This is a genomic window from Kitasatospora sp. NPDC088264, assembly GCF_040685715.1.
Lineage (GTDB): Bacteria > Actinomycetota > Actinomycetes > Streptomycetales > Streptomycetaceae > Kitasatospora.
In genome coordinates, this window is record NZ_JBFBIR010000054.1 from 17,902 (window position 1) to 37,276 (window position 19,375).

Consider the following 19,375-nt stretch of genomic DNA (forward strand, 5'->3'; position numbering starts at 1 on the left):
CTGAACCCGCGACGGCCACGGCCACCGGGGGTTCGAACTGCACCGAAGCGCCGAGCAACTCGACAGCCTCACCGACGTCCCCGAAGCATCAGGCCGCACCATCCGATGGCGGCTGTCCGACAACGTCGCGGTCGAGGAGTTCCGGAACCGGAGCAGCGACGCGCCACGTCGTCGGCGCGCATTCATCTGGAGCCGAGGTGAATCCGGCCGACGCCAGGTGGAAGAGGCCGCTGCACGAGCAGCAGCCGCACAGCAGATCACGACAGCCACCTGATGACGACCGCTGCTTGACGGAGCTGATTCCACACAATGATGCGGTTGACGGTCCTTCGACCGCGCCGGAGCGGTAAGTTGACGGCTGCCGACTATGGAAAGAAGCACCGACGTGACCATCGACCAGGCTGCCCTCGGCAGCGCCGTGAAGGCAGTCGCCGCCGCCGCACACGCCGATGACCCGGCTGCGCTGTACCGCGCCGTGATGCCGCCGGCGGGCACGGACACGCCTCCGGCCGAGGCCGCCAACTGGTTCGGGTCGCTCCTCATTCACCTGGCGCTCGCCGCGGCGAGCGCTTCGCGGTTGGAGCGGGGCTGCCCCCGGGAGACCGTCGCGGGGTGGATCGGGGAGGTGCTGGGCCCGCTGCCCACCCCCGCGCTGCTGCGCGCTGCGGATCCCGGCCGCATCGACCACGTCGAGGCGGTGCGCGCCGTAGCGGACTACTCCCGGTGCCGCGAGTACGCCGTCGACCTGGTCCGGGTGGGCCTGACCGAGCCGGATGAAGCACCGGACGAGCGAGGCGTCGATGCCCACTGTGCGGTGACGAACGACAAGGACGCGCGGATCACCGTGATGGCGATGCTCGGCCGCCTCGCCTCCGTTCCCGGCGGGCGAGGTTGACGGCACCTCCCCGGTGGTGCGCGGGGCGTCGGGCCGCCTTCGGGTCGCCCGGCTCGGCCTCGCCGCTCGGCCGGACGCCTTCGCCGGGCTGTCGGGGCATCAGGCCGGCGTAGACGATCTCCACGGCCGGCTCAGCCGCCCCAATCGAAGCCGTCGAGGGTCACGGTCGGAACGGGGGCACCGACCGGGGCCGAGGCCGTGGCGGCGGAGGGCGCGAAGGCGATGACGGTGAGGGCGATGGCGGCGACCGCGACGGCCTGGGCGATACGGGTGCGGATCACGGCGGGTGTCCTTCGCTGCTGATGGTGTGGCTGTCCGGTACCGGCAGGCGCCTCGCGGTTGGCGCCTCGTCCGGTTGCCGTCCCGGGGTGTTCTCCCTGGCGGCGATCACCAGCTTTTCCGCTCGCCGACGGCGCCGGAAGATGTTCCGGCTGTCGCCCACCGGACTGTCCGGGGTCGGACATGGAGACATGTCCACAACAGGACTGTCAGCGCGATTCGGTCCGAAGAGTTCGTCGACGGGGCGGTCGAAGCGGGCGTGGGCCTCCCGGTCGAGTTCTTCGGTGTCGCGGTAGGGCTAGCCACAGGACGGATACACCCGCTGGCCGGGCTGTGGCACGAGGGTGACCGTACGTAGCGTCGGCGACATGGAATCCACCTACTTAGCAGGCACGCTACGGCCCGTGCTTGGCCGGCGGAACGTCCGAACAGTCCTGGCCGTGCTGGCTACCGCGGCTGTGACGACGGGAGCCGCCTCGGCGGACACGGTGCATCGAAGCGATCGCGGACGGCTGGTTTCCGTTCAGCAGACGACCACCCTGGCCGCGAAGGAGGACGTCACCGCCGCGCTGGCCGCCGCCGGGTATGACGCGGGTGCAGTCCGGTTCGGAGTGGACGCCTACCGGCTGGTGTACCGCACCGTGGACCCCAGCGGCCGGCCGATCACCGCCAGCGGACTGCTGGTGCTGCCCCGTGGCGGCGAACACGAGTTGCGGACGGTGTCATTCACCCACGGCACGACCAGTCACCGGTCCGACGCCCCGTCCTCCACGGCCGAGGCCGGGTTCGTGTCCTCACCCGCCGTCACGTACGCGTCCGCCGGGTTCGCCGCCGTCGCCCCGGACTACATCGGGCTGGGCGCCGGCCCGGGACTCCACCCCTGGATGGACGTGCCCTCGGAGACCACCGCCTCCCTGGACATGCTCCGGGCAGCCCGCGCCTTCGTCCCGCGTACGGGCCGGGCGCTGGGACACGACGTGCTGGTCACCGGGTTCTCCCAGGGCGCCTCGGCGGCTATGGGACTCGCACGGGCACTCCAGGCCGACGACGACCGGTGGTTCCGGCTCCAAGCCGTCGCGCCGGTCAGCGGCGCCTACGACTTCCGGCACGCCGAGCTGCCGGCGCTGCTCGACGGCTCTCTCGACCCGAAATCAAGTGTGCTGTACTCGGCGTACCTCCTCGTCGCCTGGAACCGGCTGCACCGTCTCTACGACTCCCCCGGCGAGGTCTTCCAGGCCCCGTACGACAGCACGGTCGAGATGCTGTTCGACGGTTCACACACCGGCCCGCAACTCTTCGCCGGCACACCCGACACCATCGACGCACTGCTCACCCCACACGGCTTCGAGATGCTCCGCCACCCAACCGGCCGACTGGCCAAGGCACTTCGGGTAGCCGACAACACCTGCGACTGGGCACCACGCGTCCCGGTCCGCTTGTACGCGGCCGACGCGGACGAGCAGGCGGCCAACGCCAACACCGACCACTGCGAGGCCACGCTGCGATCGCACGGCGTGAACGCGGCGGTCGTCGACCTCGGCACCCCCGACTTCGCGGGTTCCAGACACCTCGGCTCCAACGTCGCCGGCACCGCCGCCATCGTGCGCTGGTTCAGTCGACTGCGCTGAGATCCCGCCGGCCCGCCCCGCCCGCTCCGCACCGACCGGGCCGGTGCGGAGCGGGCGGCGGGTGTGCCGGGCCCGGGGTGTGGACGGCGCGGACCGGGACGGCGTCCCGAACGGGTAGGGACGGGGACCCCGGGCAGCTCTCCCGGCTGGTGTGACCAGGCGGTGCGCGACGAAGCCGAAGCGTGGGACGTGACGGAAATGTGTTCGCCAGCGGGGGGTACCGTTGCTATACGATCACTCGGCCGACCGTCGCGAGGCCGCGACTGGCTCATCCGTGTTGCAGATCCCGGGGGACCGTTGAAGATCCGTCATTCGCTCGCTGCCGTCCTCCTCGCCGCAGCCGCCGCGCCCGTCGCCCTGGGCGCCGCCCCGGCGTTCGCCGACACCGTCCCGACGGGGCAGGAGCAGACCGACCCGGCCGAGACCAAGGCGGACGAGGAGAACCGGGCGGCGATCGAGAGGCTGCTCGTCTACCCGAACGACTACCTGCTCACGGCTCCGAGCGACTACCTGCGCGAGCACGCGGGCCAGGCCCTCGCCGGCACCCCCGCGGACCGGGCGCACTTCCTCGCGGTGGAGGCGGACAGGATCCGCCGGGACGACGCGCGGATCGCGATCCTGCGGACCATGAACGCCGCCGGCCCGGCCGTCACGAAGGCCGCCAACGCCGCGTTCGGCTCGAACGACCTCGACGTGTTCCGCGCCTACCTGAACGTCGGCCAGTACACGGCCCGGACCGAGGACGAGAACCGCGCCAAGCTGCAGCAGCTCCTCGACGACCCGAACAGCGGACCGGGTGTGCGCGAGGGCGCCCAGCAGGCACTGGCGGGAACCGCCGCGGATGTCGAGCGCTTCCTCGACACGGGGCTGAAGACGGCCGCCGAGCACGACGACCGGGTCCTGCTCAGCCAGATCATGTCCCACGGCGGCCCGGCGGTGAAGAAGGCCGCCAACGCCGCGATGTCCGGCACCGTCGAGGACGTCCGCGCCTTCCTGAAGACCGGCCAGTACGTCGCCCGGGCGGAGGACGAGAACCGCGCCAAGGTCCAGGACGTCCTCGCCGACGCGGGCACCGGCCGCCACGTCCGGGAGGCGGCCGAGAAGGCGCTCGCCGGCAGCGCGGCGGACGTCGAGAACTTCCTGAAGACGCAGCTGGAGCCGCTGCGGGCGAGCGACGACCGGATCCACGTCTCGCAGCTCGTCGAGGCCGGGGGGCCCGAGGTCCGCAAGGCCGGCCTCGCCGCGCTCGACGGCGGCATCGCGGAGGTCCGGGCCTTCCTGAAGGAGGGCCAGTTCACCGCCCGGGCCAAGGACCAGGCCGCCGCGAAGACCTCTGCCGAAACCGCTACGGAGACCTCGCGGAGCGGCTCCGGTACCACCCGGGCGGTCACCACCGTGACCCCCGACGCCACGGTCGCCCCCGTCTCGGCCGCCGGCGGCACGACGACCACCGCGACGACGACCACCGCCACCACGGACGGCCGGAGCACCGCCGGTGGCTCGCTGGCCGCCACCGGCTCGACCGCCCCGCTCGGGCAGCTCGGCGCCGCCGCCGGCGCGGCCGTCGTGCTGGGCGCCGGCGCGGTCGTCGCCTCGCGCCGCCGCTCGCAGGCCTGATCACCCTCCTCCGCCGGCCGGTCCACACCTCGCGCCGGCCGGCGGAGCGTTCCCTGCACACCCGGTCCCACGCCCACGGACGGGCCGCGCGCCCCACGCTTGGTCCCGGCCCCCGCCCGTACCCGCTCCCCCGCCCCGCGTGGTGCAGATCCCCCCTTCTCCAGCACGCGGGACGGACACCCGGCCACCGCTCCACACCCCCGGCGCCGTCCACCCGGAGGCGCGCGGCCGATGTTGAGGCGCCCCGGCCCCCGGGCGGGAGCGCCCGGGGGCGGCGGCGAGCTGCTGGGCCGCGGCGTCCTCGGCCCTGCTCGTCAAATGGTGCTGCTCACGAGCGGGCCCCGCAGGGGCGCCGGAACGCCGGTGCTACTTCTGCCAGCCGATGGTCTCGGGCAGCGGGCTGTAGAAGATGGTGGCACCGACGTTGGCGAGGCCCTTCCTGATGCCGTAGGTGGAGGGTCCGCTGTAGAGCGGCAGGAAGGCGTACTGCTGGAGGGCCTTCTGCTCGACCTTGTTGACGGCCGCGACCTGCTGGCCGAGGTCGGCGATCTCGCCGGTGGCGCGGATCTCCTTGTCCAGCTCGGGAGTTCCGGCTCCGGTGATGTTGGAGTCACGGTCCGAGCAGTAGAAGTCGCACAGGTACCGCGCGCCGAAGGGGTCCGTCGAGCGGTTGCCGGAGATGAACAGGTCGAAGCGGCGGTCGCTGAGCACCTTGGAGAAGTCGTTCTCGGAGACCTTGTTGACGTTCACCTTCACGCCGACGGCCTTGAGCATCGCGGTGAGCGCTCCGGCGGTGGCCTTCTCGATGGGGTCGTCGCCGAGCACGGTGTAGCCGAGCTCGAGTTGCTTGCCGTCCTTGGCGCGGATGCCGTCGGCTCCGGGCTTCCAGCCGGCCGCGTCCAGGGTCTTCCGCGCCTCCTGCGGGTCGTACTTCAGGACAGCGGCGACGTTGTCCTGGTAGCCCTGCTGGAAGCTGTAGAGCACCGCCGAGCCGGGCAGCGGCTCCGTGTAGTCGAGGCCCTGGAACCGGATCTTCGTGATCTGCGGACGGTCGATGCTCTCCTGCACCGCCTTGCGGACCTGGACGTCACCGAGGAACGGGGACTTGGCGTTGAGGTACAGCGCGTACTCGAAGGGGCTGCCGCCGCTGCGGATCTCGGCGTCCTTGACCGTCCTCACCTGCTTGAGGTTCTCCGCGGTCCCGACGGGGGCGTAGTCGAGTTCGCCGTTCTTGAAGGCGTTGATCGAGGCGGCGCTCTCCAGGTTGACGTAGACGCGCTTGTCGAGCTTGCCCGGCCGGCCCCACCAGTTGGGGTTGCGCACGAAGGTGATGTTGCCGGAGTGCTCGTCCCAGGTGCCCACGGTGTACGGTCCGGTGCCCCATTCGGGGTGGGCCGTCTTGACGTACGCCTTGTTGAAGTTGTCGACGGTGGCGGCCTGGGGGTGCAGGAAGGTGGTGAACAGCGCGGACCAGGAGGCGTTGACGCCCTTGAAGGTGATGACCGCCTGCTTGTCGTCGGCGCCCCGGGTGACGGAGGTGATGCGGTCGTAGCCGTCGGTGGAGGAGGCCGCGTAGTCCTTGTCCGAGCCGTTGTTGGCCTTCCAGGTGGCTTCGATGGCCCGCCAGTCGATGGGGGTGCCGTCGTTGAAGACGGCCTTGGGGTTGAGGGTGATGACGACCTTCTGGTCGCCACCCTCGACCGAGACCTTCACGTCGCTGTAGTAGTCCGGGTTGTACTGGACCTCGCCGGTCGGCGAGTAGGTGATGGCGTGGGCGTTGTACCAGGACCAGATCCGCGAGGAGTTCAGGGTGCCGTTGACGTTGAAGGGGTTGCCCTGCTCGTCGAAGGTCCCCGCGGTGGTGTAGGTGCCGCCGTCCTTGATGTTCTCGTACGGCTGGGGGTTGTAGTCGGTGACCGAGGACGCGACCTTGGCGGCGTTCTCGGCGTTCGGCCCGGAGGATCCGCCGGGGGATCCTCCGGAGGCAGACGAGGAGGAGGACGAGGAGGAGCACGCGGTGGCGGCGACCAAGACGGCCGCGGCGAGCGCGAGGGGCAGGGCGAGCTTCCGGCGCATGGGTTGTCCTTGGTGGGAATCGGTGAGAAGGGGGTGGGACGGGGCGGGTGTCAGACCGCGTGGCAGGCGTACTGGTGGTCGGAGCCGTCCGGGGCGCCGACGGTCGCCGGCCGCTCGGTGCGGCAGCGGGTCCGTACGCTCTCGTCGGCCTCCCGGTACAGCGGGCAGCGGTCGACGAACACACAGCCCTCCGGCAGCCGGGTGGCACTGGGCTGCTCGCCCGCGAGGACGACGCGCTCGCGGTGGCGCTCGCGCTCCGGGTCGGGCACCGGGATCGCCGACAGCAGGGCCTGGGTGTACGGGTGCCGGGGTCGGGCGAAGATCTCCTCGGTGGCACCGGACTCGACGATGTGCCCGAGGTACATCACCGCGATGCGGTCGGAGACGTAGCGCACCACGGCCAGGTCGTGCGCCACCACCAGGTATGCCAGGCCCAGTTCGCGCTTCAGTCGGGCGAGCAGGTTGATGATCTCGGCCTGCACGGAGACGTCCAGCGCGGACAGCGGTTCGTCCAGGACCAGGAGTTTCGGCTCGCGGGCCAGGGCGCGCGCGATGCCGACGCGCTGGCGCTGGCCGCCGGACAGGGCGGCGGGGAAGCGGTCGCCCATGGCGCGGTCCAGGCCCACCAGGTCCAGGAGACGGGTGACCCGGGACCGGATGGCCGTCCGGTCGGCACCGGCGGCCTGGAGCGGTTCGGCCAGCAGGTCGAAGACGGTCAGGCGGGGGTCCAGGGCGTCCGTCGGGTCCTGGAGGACGATCTGGACGTCGCGCCGCAGCTCGCGCACCTGGGCCGCCGACCGCAGCGTGGCGACGTCGGTGCCGGCCACTTCGATGCGACCGCCCTCGGGGGCGCGCAGCCGCAGCACCTCACGCAGCGTGGTGGTCTTGCCGCTGCCGGACTCCCCCACCAGGCCCAGGGTCTCGCCCGCGCGCAGTTCGAAGTTGACGTGGTTGACCGCGTGCAGGGTTCCGACCCGGCGTTTGAGGAGGGCCCCCTTGGTGACGGGGAAGGTCTTGACCAGGTCCTCCACGCGCAGGACCACCTCGCCCGCGGTCCGCTCTCCGGCGCGGGACGGCGGCACGGGAGCGGCGCGCCCGGCCGGGTCGAGGGTTCCGTCGGCGATCTCCCGCGCACGGTGGCAGGCGACGCGGCCGCGCTGCCCGACCGGTGCGGTCGATTCCGGTGCGGTCGAGTCCGGCGCGGTCAAGTCCGATGCGGTCAGGTCCGGTTCGGTGGTCCGGCACACGTCCTGGGCCACCGCGCAGCGGGGCGCGAAGGGGCAGCCGCCGGGCAGGCCGACCAGGGAGGGCGGCTCGCCGCCGACCGGGATCAGGGGCCGTTCGACGCCGCTGTCCACGGTGGGGACGCTGGCCAGCAGCCGGGCGGTGTAGGGCATCGTGGGGCGGCGGAAGAGCTCGTCGACGCTCGCGTGCTCGACGATCCGTCCGGCGTACATGACGGCGACGTCGTCGGCGTGGCCCGCCACCACGCCCAGGTCGTGGGTGATCAGGACGAGGCCGGCGCCGGTCTCGCGCTGGGCCAGGCGCAGCACGTCGAGGATCTGCGCCTGGACGGTGACGTCGAGCGCCGTGGTGGGCTCGTCGGCGACGAGGACCGAGGGCTTGTTGGCGATGGCCAGGGCGATGACGACGCGTTGGCGCATGCCGCCGGAGAACTCGTGCGGGAACGACTTGGCGCGTTCGCGCGGGTCGGGGATGCCGACCAGGTCGAGCAGTTCCACCGCCTGCTCCCACGCGTCCTTCTTCGACAGTTCCCGGTGCACGCGCAGGGCCTGGGAGAGCAGCCGACCGACGCTGAAGATGGGCGTGAGCGCGGACATCGGGTCCTGGAAGACCATGCCGATGTCCTTGCCGCGCACCCGGGAGAGGCCCTTGTCGTCCATCGCCGCCAGGTCGCGGCCGCCCAGCAGGATCCGGCCGCCGAGGCGCGCGGTGGGCGGCAGCAGGCCCATGACGGCGAGGGCGGTGGCGGACTTGCCGGAGCCGGACTCGCCGACGATGCCCAGGGTGCGCCCTGGCAGCAGATCGAAGCCGATGCCGCGCACGGCCTCCACCGGTCCGGCCTCGGAGGGGAAGGAGACGCTCAGGTCGCGTACGGACAGGACGGGTGCGGGCTCGGTGGGCCCGGCCGGGGAGCCGGCCACGGGCCCGGTGTGGTGGGCGGGTGCGAGGGTCATCGTCGGCCTCCTGCCGCGCCGATGGTGGACGTGGGGTCGAGGGCGTCGCGCAGGCCGTCGCCGACGAAGGTCATCGAGACGGTGAGCAGGACGGTCAGCCCGGCGGGGAAGGCGAAGAGCCATGGGGCGCTGGTGATGGTGCCCGCGCCGTCGGCGAGCATCGTGCCCAGCGACACGTCCGGGGTCTGCACGCCGAAGCCCAGGAAGGACAGGGCGGTCTCGCTGAGCACGGTGGAGACCACGCCCAGGGTGAGGTTGACGATGAGCAGTGAGCCCAGGTTCGGGATGATGTGGCGCACCACGATGCGCAGGGGGCGTACGCCCATGTACTCCGCGGCGCGCACGTAGTCACGCTCGCGCAGGGACGTGGACACCGACCAGACCACGCGCGCGGTGGACATCCAGCCGAACACCGTCAGCACGAGGATGAGGACCCGCCAGTCGCCCGCCAGCCGGTGCGAGACCAGGGCGAGGATGAGGAAGGAGGGCACGATCAGCAGGAAGTGGATGACGGCGAGGGTGGTCTTCTCCACCCGGCCCCCGAAGTAGGCAGCGCCCGCGCCCACGACCGCGGCGATGGCGACGGTCAGCACGGACACGCTCACCGCGATCACGAGCGAGCGCTGGAGGCCGTGCACGGCGGCGGCGTAGACGTCGTTGCCGCCCTGGTTGGTGCCGAACCAGTGCTCGGCGCTGGGGGCCTGGGTCAGTGCCGAGAAGTCGGCGTCCGCGTAGCCGTACGGGGTGAACAGGTCGCCGAGCGCGCTGAACAGCACGAGCAGCAGGAAGATCACCACGCCGGCGACGGCGATCCGGTTGCGCAGGAAGCGCCGTAGGTAGAGACGGCGCCGGCCCAGATAGTGCCCGTCGTGCCCGTCGTGCACGTCATGCACGTCATGCCTGTCGCGCCCATCGTGCCCGGTGGGCGGCGGATCGGCGGCTCGCGCGGGTGCGATGGCGAGTACGCCTTCGGAGGTCGCGTCGGGGCTCACAGGGGTGCCCATCTCAGCTCACCCGCACTCTCGGGTCGAGGAGAACGGTGGCGATGTCCGCGAGGATCGCACCGATCGCGGTCAGGGCGGCGGCGAAGGCGGCGGTCGCCACGGTGCCGTGCACGTCGTTCTTGCCGATGGTCTGGATGAAGTACTGGCCCATGCCGTTCCAGCCGAAGATCGTCTCCGTGAGGACCGCGCCGGTGAAGACGGCCGGGATGCTGAAGGCCACGGACTGTGCGGTGGGGATCAGGGCGGTGCGCAGGGCGTGTCGGCGGATCGCCTGGGCACGGGTGAGCCCGGTGGCCCGGGCGGTGCGCACGAAGTCGGAACCGATGACGTCCAGCAGCAGGGAGCGCTGGGTGAGGTGGTAGCCCACGTAGCCCGTCAGGGTGAGCGTCAGCGTCGGCAGGATCAGGTGCAGCAGCCGGTCACCGACCGTCGCCCAGAACCCTTCCACGCCGGGCGAGTTCTCCCCCGCGACGTACAGGAAGTGCCAACCGGCCTGCTCGTTCAGCCGGATGGCCAGCAGCACCAGGGCGAGGGCGGCGATGGACACCGGGACGTTGAACAGCGCCATGGAGAGGGCCTGGGCTGCCCGGTCCCTCCAGCCGTACTGGCGCGAGGCGGTGTGGACCGCGAGGGCGACACCGACGACGACCGACAGGACCGTCGCGCCGATCACCAGTTCGGCGCTGACGAGGGAGCGGTAGCCGATCTCCCCGTTCACCTGGACCCCGACCGGGGAGCGGCCCCAGTCGAAGTGCAGGACCACGCTGGTCAGCCAGTCCCACCAGCGGTGGAGCAGCGGCTCGTGCGGGTCGAGGTTGTAGGGGGCCAGGGCCCGGGATATCTGCTCCTCGGTGCGGACCGGACGCAGTTCCTTGAAGTTCGAGCGCGGGTCGAGGAACCAACTGGCGAGGAAGTATGTGGCGTTGGTGGCCATGGCGATCACCAGGAACCAGCCCGCCGCCCTGCGTGTCACGTACCGGAGCACGGACGGCACCTCCCCACCAGGTGCGGCGGGTGCGCCTGGGGAACGTCGGGTCTGGAGGAGGTACGCATGCAGGTAGAAACCTTCTGGGGCGAGAGCCGGGTGCACGATCGTGCAGATGCGAGTCTGTGTACGACTGGTGCGCGACGCCAGTGATCTGGGCATATGTACATGGGAACGAAACACCCCCGCAGCAAAGAGGCGTTGAACCCACTCCCCCGTTCACATTCGCAGGTGGCCGGGTCGACGACGTCTTCCCGAAACACCTCGGCTCCCCACACACAGTCGAGCGAACCTGTGGGGCCATGGAGCACAGGTACCTGCTCAGGGGGCGGGCCGGGTACGCAGGGTGCGGTCGGCGAGGGTCGTCAGGACCAGGACGACACCGACGCCGACCATGATCCAGGCGATGAGGTGCATGCCGCGGTCGGAGACGTGGGTGCGGAAGACGATGCCGGTGATTGCGGAAGCGACGATCGAGCCGAGGTAGCCGAAGGTGCGCAGCAGGCCGGAGGCGGTGCCGAGTTGTTCGGCGGGGGCGTGTTCGTAGAGGGCGGTCTGGTTGCCCGCGCCAGACGTGCCCATGGCGACGCCGAAGATGAGCGTGACCACCACGACCCATCCGATCCAGCCCGAGGTGCTGAGCAGCAGTACGCCGGCGGATCCGATGAGGCAGGCCAGGGCCGCTGCTATGACCGGTCCGCGCACCGGGTTGTGCCGGGAGACGAGCGAGATCACCAGGCCGGACATGAGCGTCATGGGCAACAGGAGCAGTCCGGCTTCGGTCCCGGACAGGCCGCGGACGCTCTGGGCCCACTGGGTGACGCCGTAGAGCACGACGTACGCGCAGACCAGGACCAGGCCGTAGCGAAGGTAGGTGCCGGTCAGGGCCCGGTTGCCGGCGAGCAGGCGCAGGTCGAGGAACGGGGTGCCGGCTCGCAGCTCCCACAGCACCAGGGCGATCCACAGCACGGCGGAGATCGCCAGCAGGTACCAGTGGGCGTCGGGCAGGGCGAACAGGAACAGCAGCAGCGTGATCATCGCGGCGGCGAACCCGGCGATGCCGATGGCGTCCAGGGCGGCCGCGACGTCACGGGCGCGTCGGCTGCGGTCCGGTGGGCTGTCGGACGGGCTGTCCGGTGGGCTGTCGGACGGGCGGTCCGGTGGGCTGTCGGGTGGGACCCAGGCCACTGTCGTGACCAGCGCGACGAGTGCGACCGGAACGTTGATGAAGAACACGGACCGCCAGCCCAGCGCGGCCACCAGAACACCGCCCAGGGGCAGTCCGAGCGAGGCGGTGGCGATGCCGGCGATCTGCAGGCCGCCCAGCACTCCGCCCGGCGGCTTGTCCAGACCGGCGTCCTCGGCGCGGCGGCGGATCAGCAGCATGGCCGTCGGATAGGCGCACGAGGTGCCCGACCCGATCAGTACTCGGCTGATCAGGAGGATCGGAAGACTGTCGGCGGCGCCGCCCATGAGTCCTCCGACGATGACGAGTCCGATTCCGGCCAGGAACACCCGTCGTGGGCCGAACACCTCGGCGGCCTTGCCCGCGGTGGGCTGGGCGATCGCGCTGGCCAGGTACAGGGCCGTCACCAGCGCGGCGGTCTGCCCGATCGACACGCCGAGTCCGTGGGCGATCGGTACGAGGGCCGTGGCGATCAGCGAGCTGTTGATCGGGTTGAGCGCCGAACCGACGAACAACGGGGTGGTGAATCGCCAGGAGAACGGACGCCCGGGCGGTATCCCGTTCACCGGCGGGGCGTTGGTCGTCGGTCCGGGGGCGGGCATCGGAATCTCCAGTACATGGTGGTCGCAGAGGCTCGGCGAGGCGCCCGGGCGACAGCGTGGCGGCATCCGGGGTCGCGGGCTCATCGCTGGTGGAGGACTCGCCCAGGACGTCGGCGACGTGGTCGACGAAGGTGACGGCGGCGGGACGAGGCGTCGCACGGCGCACGCCGGACCAAGGCCTGCACGGCTGACGGCGTGGTTCGTTCGAGTGGATTCGTGTCGCGCAGCGGTGCGACGGCGGTGTGCGGAGGCGGGAGGCGGTCATGACGGTCCGTTGGCCTCCCCTCGTACGCGAGGATATGGGACTCGTGGACTGAGGGAACATCAGTTCGCCGGGACCGAGCTCGCGGTGGTGCGGATGATCTGGCCGTTTCCGTGGCGAGGGAGTCTGCCACTGGCGCAGCAGCGGGAGGTTCGCATGGTGGTTTAGGTTGGAATCCACGGGAAGCCGGCGACAGGTCTGACACGAGAGCCCAGCAAGCAGTCGCCCGCCTCCTGCCCTGCTTCGTGCTCAGCTTCGTGCTCTGCTTCGTGCTCTGATCGGAGAACTCGCGTGTTCACCAACAACACACACCCCGTCGTGGTCCTGCACGACCTGGACGACGTCCGCGCCGAGCTCCTGGCGGAAATACAGACGGCGGGCGCGGCGGAGCGACCCGGGTTGGAGGCAGCCCTGCGTGTGGTGGATCGCCAGATGATCGTGGCGGACGAGGAGCGTGTCCGCCGGTGGGCGAGCCGGATCCTGTCCGCGGCGGACGTCGACCCCGTGCTGGACCCGGTCCGGGCCGTGAAGGTGCTGCGGGACGCCGTCCCGGGGCTGGGGCTCATTTCAGCGAACGACCTGGTGAAGTCCGCTCTCCCCCGCTGACACGGGCGAGGCGTGGCAAGCCGGGGCGGGGCCGCCGTGTACATCAGCTGAGGAGCCGCGGAGCTGAGGACCCGCACACCCGCGGCACGACCACGGCGACTGCCGCGGGTCGGACTGCCGCCAGGTCGGGCGCCCGCGTCGGCCGCCGCGACGGCGAGGACGCCGCAGGCCCCGCCTCGGCGTCGAGCGTGGCCCGCGGCTGCCGGAGGACCGCGCTACCGGGGTCGGTTCGTCGGGCCCAGACCAGGAAGCGGCGTGGTCCACCAGCGGGCCTTGTACAGCTCGGTTCCGGTCAGGGCGAGCGTCCCGTCGGGGTGGTGGAAGGTGACGGCGGAGGTGCACCAGGAGCAGGGCCCCGCGTGATCGGGCGTGACGGTGAGCAGGCGACCGGTGACGGGCTCACTGCCCACGCTCTTGATCCCGCGGGCCGAGTCCTCCGCGCCCAGCCCGACGGCTTCGAAGCGGTCGAGGTGTGAGTCGTAGCGCCACAGGCGGTCGCCGGTGCTGACCCAGAACGTCCCCGGCACGGAGCGCACAGGTGCGAGGTCGTGTCCCCCGACTTCCGGAAGGGGGACACTGCGTTCGGGGGTGAGGGACGGGATGTCGGGCGTGCCACCGACCCGGAGGGCCAGCAGGGTGTCGTCCCCGAGCACCCAGAGCAGCTCCGCGCCCTCGTCCCACTGCACGGCGTGGGCCCCGTCGAGTTCCTGCTCGGTATAGGTGGTGCTGCGAGGCCCCTCCGAGGCCGCGTACAGCCGCACCCATCCACCGGTGCTGGCGACCACGGCGACGTTGCCGTCCGGTAGGAGCTCCGCGCTGTGGGGGTTGACGGAGGTGCCGAGGTCCGTGGCCCAGATCGGCGTGCCGGTCGCCGTGTCGACCAGGGCTGCCAGGCCACCCGAGGCGGTGACCAGGAGGGAGCCTTCACCGTCGAGCACCACGTCCCTGGCCTCGGTGGGCCTGGCCCAGCTGCGGGCCGGCTCCAGGTCGGCCAGCCGATCGTCGCCGTCAGCGGTCCACGACCACACCACCGGCAACCGGTCGGCCTCGGGTTCGGCCTCCCGCGCCGTCTCGCCGTCCAGGACGAGAACCTGCCGGGACGCCTGATCGACCGCGACGATCAGCGCACTGCCCCGAACGCCGGCCTGCCCGGACCCCGGGTCGGTCTGCCCGGGCCCCGGGTCGGCCGCAGCGAGCGGCGGACCGCCCGGCACGGGTGCCCGCCCGGCCTCCTGATCAGCCGCGATGACCACCGCACTGCCGCGGGGCTCTCCGCCGCTGCCGTCCACGGCATGCGGGGCGGGGGTCGAACACGCCGTCAGCATCAGGCCGCCCAGGACGGATCCCACCCTGAGGCCCGCTCCGGCTCTTGCGCACACTGCCACGTCCCTTTCGCGAGATTATTTTCAGACTTTCCACTCTGCGTCCCGGCGCCCCGGCCCGGCGTCATCCTCGTCGCGGCGTCCGGGTGAACTCGCCCCAGCGGGCCCTTGACGTCATCCGTATAGACCGCGTGCGCGTCCGGTGGAAGCATTGGTGCCAACGGGTGACCTACAGTCACCTCGAAGTTCTCCCCAAGGAGAGTCATGCGGATCAGCACGCGCATGCGCGCCGCCTCGGCTGTGCTCACCGTCATCGCGGGCAGCCTCACGTTCGCCACGGTCGGAGCGGGAACCGCCAGCGCGGGCAGCCTCACGTTCGCCACGGTCGGAGCGGGAACCGCCAGCGCGGCCGACTGCGGCCAGGTGCTCGGACCTGCCCGCACCATCGTGGCCGGCGGCCAGTCGATCGGTCGGGCCTACCTCGCCTGGAACTCCTGCAGCAAGCAGGCCTACACCGAGATCAACCTCTGGAACACCAACTACGTCAACGGCAACTGGCACGGCGGCCTGATCGACGTGAAGTCCAGCTCGAACTACAACTCGAACACGGGCTCGCCCCAGCCGAACGTCGGCTCGTGGTGGTGGGACTCCGGATACATTCCGGTGACCGGTGTTTCGAACACCCGCCTCTACCACGGCAACTGGAACTTCACCGCCGGCGGCCACAACTGCAACGGTCAGACCGTCACATGGAACTTCTCCAACGGAAGCTACGACAGCAGCCAGGAGTCCCTGCCGCACTGCGACTGACGCTGACCGGCTCCCCCGGGCGGCCCCGTTCCCGCGGAACAGGGCCGCCCAGGCGGCGGACCGGTCGTCGGCGTCCGGGCGGGAGAGAGCGGCCCGCAGCTCCGGCTGGGCCTCCTCGGTGGGCGGGTACTGGCCAGCACCCGCATCCGCGCGCCGGCGCTGACGCCGCGCGCCCGACGGGCCGCCCGCGGCTGGAGCCCGCCACCCGGGGAGGATGGCGGGCTCCTTCGCGTTCGGTCTCGCCGTACGTGCTCAGGCCCGGCGCAGCACCCGGCGCAGCCAGAGGGCGCCGGCCCCGGCGGCCGTCAGGGCGAGGCCGCCGAAGGCGAGGCCCGCGGTGTGGTCGGTCCCGGTGGAGGCGAGCTGGACGGATGACGGCGCGGCAGGCTGCGCGGCGTCGGCGACGCGGGCCTGCTGGATGGACGGCGCGGTGGAGGTGGTGGACGGGTCCGCCGGAGCCGGGGCGCTCGGGGCGCTCGGGGAGGACGCGGAGACCGGCACGGCGGCGCCGGCCGGGGCCGACGGCGCCGAGGAGGAGGACGGGCTCGGCTCGGGCGCCTTCGTGGCGGCGGGCAGGACCTGAATCGTCGAGCGGGCACCGCAGTCCGTGGTTCCCCGGAACGGCTGGCCCTCGTTGACGAACACGCACGGGCCGAGCGTGGTGGTGCCCGCCGGAGTCTTCGCGTCGTACGACACCCGCACCCGGGCGACGGCCTTGTCACCCGATCGGAGGCTGGAGTCACGGCCCTGGAGGTACACGCCGTAGGGGTCGTCGGGCGCGATTCCGGCCACCTTGTCCAGCGTCCGCCAGGCCCCGTCCGCCGTACGCACCTGCACGGTCGCGTTCCGGTCCACGAACAGGACGTTGCCGAGGTTGGTGTAGTCGGACGGCGTGGGGTTGTCGAGGGTGGCGTCGAACTCGACCGGCGCGCCGCCCGCGACGGCGGTGGCGGGCACGTGGTCGAGCGAGCTCGTGATCGAGGTGACCTTGATCGTGCGGGTCACCTCGGCCTGCGCCGGCTCGTGGGGGTCGACGACGACGGCGGAATGCAGGGCGATGGACCGGAAGCCACCGTTGGTGGCGCCGTTGTGGGGCAGGCCCATCGGCGCGCCGATCCGCAGGTCGACCCTGAGGGTCCCCCCGGCCGGGACGGTGAGCCCGGGCACCGTCCCGTCGTACACGACGCCTCCGGAGGTGCCGGTCATCACCAGCGGCACCGACTTCCACGTACCGTCGGCCGGGTCCCTGTAGTCGATGACGATCGCGTCCGGCGGCGTTCCGACCTCGGTGACGGTCTACAGCTCCAGGTTGTAACCGGTGCTCTCCTGGCCCGAGTTGGTGATGTCCTCGGTGAACTCGACCGGCCCACCGGCGAATCCGACCGAGGCCGGGGCCTGGACGGAGAGCGAGGTGTGCGACGGCTCTCCCGCGAAGGCCACCGGGGCGGCGGCCACGACCGATCCGCAGACTGCGGCCACACCGAGGGCGGCGGCGACGACGATGGCACGACGGGTACGACGGGTACGACGAACATGAACGATGGCGGACACAGTTCTCCCCTGAAACCGTTCTGCGGGCAGGCCGCAGCAGCGCGCTGATGACTGATGACTGAATGACTGAATGACTGATGGCGAGCGGGCCGCAGCAGGTTTGTGTGCGGCCGGGGGGCGACCACGGCCCCGCTTCTCACTGTCATAGACGTGGAGCCCGGCCAAAGGTTGCAGGCGGTCGGAAAGAAATTCCTCCCCATCTCCGGACACCTGCCGACGACGAGCGATCTCGGCGCAGCCGGGCCGTCAGCCCCAGCGGGCGGATCCCGACAGGCCCCTGACACGCCCTCAAGTTACTATCGGGTATTTTTAAGGGGCCTCACATCTCCACCCTCGCGCCGTTCCCCGACGGCGCGTTCCAGGACGCGATCGTCTCGGGCCTGAAGGCCTCGGTGGCGGCGGGCAACAAGCTGACCGTGCGGGTCCTGGTGGGGGCCGCCCCCCTTTACAACATCACCGCGCTGCCGACCAGTTACCGGGACGACCTGCTGGCCCGGCTCGGCCCGGCCGCCGCCGGCGTCACGCTGAACGTCGCCTCGATGACCACCTCGAGGACCGCCCTGTCCTGGAACCACTCCAAGCTGCTGGTGGTGGACGGCCGCAGCGTGATCACCGGCGGCATCAACAACTGGAAGGACGACTACATCGACACCACCCACCCGGTGTCCGACGTCGACCTCGCGTTGACCGGCCCCGCCGCCGCCTCGGCCGGCTCCTACCTCGACACCCTGTGGGGCTGGACCTGCAAGAACACCGGAGTGCTGTCGAGCGCCTGGTTCGCCTCCAGCAACGGCGCGCCCTGTCTGCCGAACCTGGAGAAGGACGCCAACCCCGGCCCCGTGCCGGCCACCGGCAACCTGCCGGTGATCGCGATCGGTGGCCTGGACGTCGGCATCCGGAGCGCAGACCCGGCCTCCACCCACCAGCCGGACCTGCCGGCCGCCGCCGACGCCAGGTGCGGCCTGGTCGCCCTGCACGACAACACCAACGGCGACCGCGACTACGAGACGGTCAACCCCGAGGAGAGCGCGCTCCGGGCCCTGGTGGCCGGCGCCACCAGCCACATCGAGATCTCCCAGCAGGACCTGAACGGCACCTGCCCGCCGCTGCCGCGCTACGACCTGCGCCTCTACGACCTGCTCGCCGCCAAGCTCGCCGCCGACGTGAAGGTGCGCATCGTGGTGAGCGACCCGGCCAACCGCGGCACGGTCGGCAGCGGCGGCTACTCGCAGATCAAATCCCTCTCCGAGATCAGCGACGCGCTCCAGGCCCGGCTGGCGGCCCGGACCGGCGACGCGTCCGGCGCGAGGGCCACCATGTGCCGGAACCTCCAGCTCGCCTCCTTCCGCGCGGCGCCGACCGCGACCTGGGCCGACGGTCACCCGTACGCACTGCACCACAAGGTCGTCGCGGTCGACGGCTCGGCGTTCTTCGTCGGCTCGAAGAACCTCTACCCCGCCTGGCTGCAGGACTTCGGCTACCTGGTGGAGAGCCCGGACGCGGCCGCCCAGCTCGACGCGAACCTGCTGGCACCCGAGTGGCGCTACTCGCAGGCCGCCGCCACGGTCGACCACACCCGCGGCATCTGCCCGAACTGAGCGCGTTCTCCGTCCGTCAGGATCTTCCGGGGCCGCCGACGTCTCAGCACCTCGGGGCGCCGGACGGTCCTGCCGACGTCGTAGCGGGGTGCCCGGTGTCCGTTCTCGGCGCTGGGTGTCCGTTCTCGGCGCTGGGTGTCCGTTCTCGGCGCTGGGTGCGGCCTTCGAACGGCAGCACCGAGAGGACGCCCGTCCCCGGCTACCAGGCGGCGGTCCGGAGGACGTGCGCGGCGATGTCCTGAACCGATCGGCCGTCGGTCGGGATGCGGACCCTACCGGCCGGGGCCTGCTCGTCCAACTGTCGTGCCATCCGCAGGCTGCGCTCGATGTGGGCGCTCAGTTGGGATCCGATCTCCCGTTGGGCGAGACGCCCGCGCACGGTCGCCTCCTCGGCAGTGAGCAGCACGCAGGTGGCTCTGGTCCCCCGGCCGCCCATGGCCCGGCTGATCATCGGCGCTTCGAGGATGCTCACCGTGTCGGTGTAGATGAGGCGGTGCTGGCCGAGCGCCGCGTAGTTCGACCAGAACGCGGCGATGTTCCGTTCGGTGATCGCCGAGCGGTGGGGGTCGCCGACGGGGGTGGGGTGGATCTGGTCCATGAAGTCGCCCTCGATCAGGCAGTGCGCCGTGCTCGTCTCCTGCAGCACTGCCGACACCTCCCAGCCGACCGTCGTCTTTCCGACGCCCGCACCACCACCGATGAGCAACAGTTCGTAGGCCATGGCGGGCCGTCATGGCAGGCCCGGGCCGCCGCCGC

General features: G+C 71.4%; 16 protein-coding genes. 6 read left to right on the forward strand and 10 right to left on the reverse strand.

Going from position 1 to position 19,375, the window contains the following annotated elements:
* Positions 1 to 385: 385 nt before the first annotated feature.
* Positions 386 to 895, forward strand: coding sequence for a hypothetical protein (locus AB0O82_RS30260; RefSeq protein WP_363587097.1), 510 nt, complete (start codon positions 386 to 388; stop codon positions 893 to 895).
* 131 nt (positions 896 to 1,026) lie between these two features.
* On the opposite strand, the gene AB0O82_RS30265 is transcribed toward AB0O82_RS30260, so the two are convergent.
* Positions 1,027 to 1,176 carry a hypothetical protein gene (locus AB0O82_RS30265; protein ID WP_363587098.1) on the reverse strand — a complete coding sequence of 50 codons (150 nt, stop codon included), beginning with the start codon at positions 1,174 to 1,176 and terminating at the stop codon, positions 1,027 to 1,029.
* A 486-nt stretch (positions 1,177 to 1,662) separates the two neighbouring features.
* On the opposite strand from AB0O82_RS30265, the gene AB0O82_RS30270 reads away from it, so the two are divergent.
* Together AB0O82_RS30270 and AB0O82_RS30275 are read left to right on the forward strand one after the other, a co-directional pair.
* Positions 1,663 to 2,802, forward strand: a complete 1,140-nt coding sequence (locus AB0O82_RS30270; RefSeq protein WP_363587099.1) for a lipase — start codon at positions 1,663 to 1,665, stop codon at positions 2,800 to 2,802.
* Positions 2,803 to 3,099: 297 nt separating this feature from the next.
* Positions 3,100 to 4,419 (forward strand): ALF repeat-containing protein, encoded by a 1,320-nt coding sequence (locus AB0O82_RS30275; RefSeq protein WP_363587100.1) that lies wholly within the window; start codon positions 3,100 to 3,102, stop codon positions 4,417 to 4,419.
* Positions 4,420 to 4,785: 366 nt separating this feature from the next.
* On the opposite strand, the gene AB0O82_RS30280 is transcribed toward AB0O82_RS30275, so the two are convergent.
* The 5 genes from AB0O82_RS30280 to AB0O82_RS30300 all read right to left on the reverse strand — a co-directional run bounded on the left by AB0O82_RS30280 (position 4,786) and on the right by AB0O82_RS30300 (position 12,470).
* Positions 4,786 to 6,495, reverse strand: a complete 1,710-nt coding sequence (locus AB0O82_RS30280) for an ABC transporter family substrate-binding protein (RefSeq protein WP_363587101.1) — start codon at positions 6,493 to 6,495, stop codon at positions 4,786 to 4,788.
* A 50-nt stretch (positions 6,496 to 6,545) separates the two neighbouring features.
* Positions 6,546 to 8,693 (reverse strand): ABC transporter ATP-binding protein, encoded by a 2,148-nt coding sequence (locus AB0O82_RS30285; protein ID WP_363587102.1) that lies wholly within the window; start codon positions 8,691 to 8,693, stop codon positions 6,546 to 6,548.
* Positions 8,690 to 9,550, reverse strand: coding sequence for an ABC transporter permease (locus tag AB0O82_RS30290; protein ID WP_363587133.1), 861 nt, complete (start codon positions 9,548 to 9,550; stop codon positions 8,690 to 8,692). The genes AB0O82_RS30285 and AB0O82_RS30290 overlap by 4 nt, the downstream gene beginning before the upstream one ends.
* A 148-nt stretch (positions 9,551 to 9,698) precedes the next feature.
* On the reverse strand, positions 9,699 to 10,682 hold the full coding sequence (locus tag AB0O82_RS30295) for an ABC transporter permease (RefSeq protein ID WP_363587103.1): 984 nt from the start codon (positions 10,680 to 10,682) through the stop codon (positions 9,699 to 9,701).
* Positions 10,683 to 11,003: 321 nt separating this feature from the next.
* Positions 11,004 to 12,470, reverse strand: coding sequence for an MFS transporter (locus tag AB0O82_RS30300; protein WP_363587104.1), 1,467 nt, complete (start codon positions 12,468 to 12,470; stop codon positions 11,004 to 11,006).
* Between the two features lie 553 nt (positions 12,471 to 13,023).
* Here AB0O82_RS30300 and AB0O82_RS30305 point away from each other — a divergent pair.
* Positions 13,024 to 13,338 carry a hypothetical protein gene (locus AB0O82_RS30305; protein ID WP_363587105.1) on the forward strand — a complete coding sequence of 105 codons (315 nt, stop codon included), beginning with the start codon at positions 13,024 to 13,026 and terminating at the stop codon, positions 13,336 to 13,338.
* 215 nt (positions 13,339 to 13,553) lie between these two features.
* On the opposite strand, the gene AB0O82_RS30310 is transcribed toward AB0O82_RS30305, so the two are convergent.
* Positions 13,554 to 14,687: a DUF6528 family protein gene (locus AB0O82_RS30310; protein ID WP_363587106.1), complete on the reverse strand. Its 1,134-nt coding sequence runs from the start codon at positions 14,685 to 14,687 to the stop codon at positions 13,554 to 13,556.
* Positions 14,688 to 14,924: 237 nt separating this feature from the next.
* Here AB0O82_RS30310 and AB0O82_RS30315 point away from each other — a divergent pair, with 237 nt between their 5' ends.
* Complete coding sequence (locus AB0O82_RS30315) at positions 14,925 to 15,470, forward strand: hypothetical protein (RefSeq protein ID WP_363587107.1); 546 nt, start codon at positions 14,925 to 14,927, stop codon at positions 15,468 to 15,470.
* 252 nt (positions 15,471 to 15,722) lie between these two features.
* On the opposite strand, the gene AB0O82_RS30320 is transcribed toward AB0O82_RS30315, so the two are convergent.
* Positions 15,723 to 16,676 carry an LPXTG cell wall anchor domain-containing protein gene (locus AB0O82_RS30320; protein WP_363587108.1) on the reverse strand — a complete coding sequence of 318 codons (954 nt, stop codon included), beginning with the start codon at positions 16,674 to 16,676 and terminating at the stop codon, positions 15,723 to 15,725.
* Positions 16,677 to 16,766: 90 nt separating this feature from the next.
* The gene (locus AB0O82_RS30325) at positions 16,767 to 17,021 is read right to left on the reverse strand and encodes a hypothetical protein (RefSeq protein WP_363587109.1); all 255 of its coding nucleotides are present in this window, start codon (positions 17,019 to 17,021) and stop codon (positions 16,767 to 16,769) included.
* Positions 17,022 to 17,413: 392 nt separating this feature from the next.
* Here AB0O82_RS30325 and AB0O82_RS30330 point away from each other — a divergent pair, with 392 nt between their 5' ends.
* A complete protein-coding gene (locus AB0O82_RS30330) occupies positions 17,414 to 18,619 on the forward strand; it encodes a phospholipase (RefSeq protein ID WP_363587110.1) in 1,206 nt (401 codons plus the stop codon).
* A 199-nt stretch (positions 18,620 to 18,818) separates the two neighbouring features.
* Here AB0O82_RS30330 and AB0O82_RS30335 read toward each other — a convergent pair whose 3' ends face one another.
* Positions 18,819 to 19,340, reverse strand: a complete 522-nt coding sequence (locus AB0O82_RS30335) for a hypothetical protein (RefSeq protein WP_363587111.1) — start codon at positions 19,338 to 19,340, stop codon at positions 18,819 to 18,821.
* Positions 19,341 to 19,375: the final 35 nt, after the last annotated feature.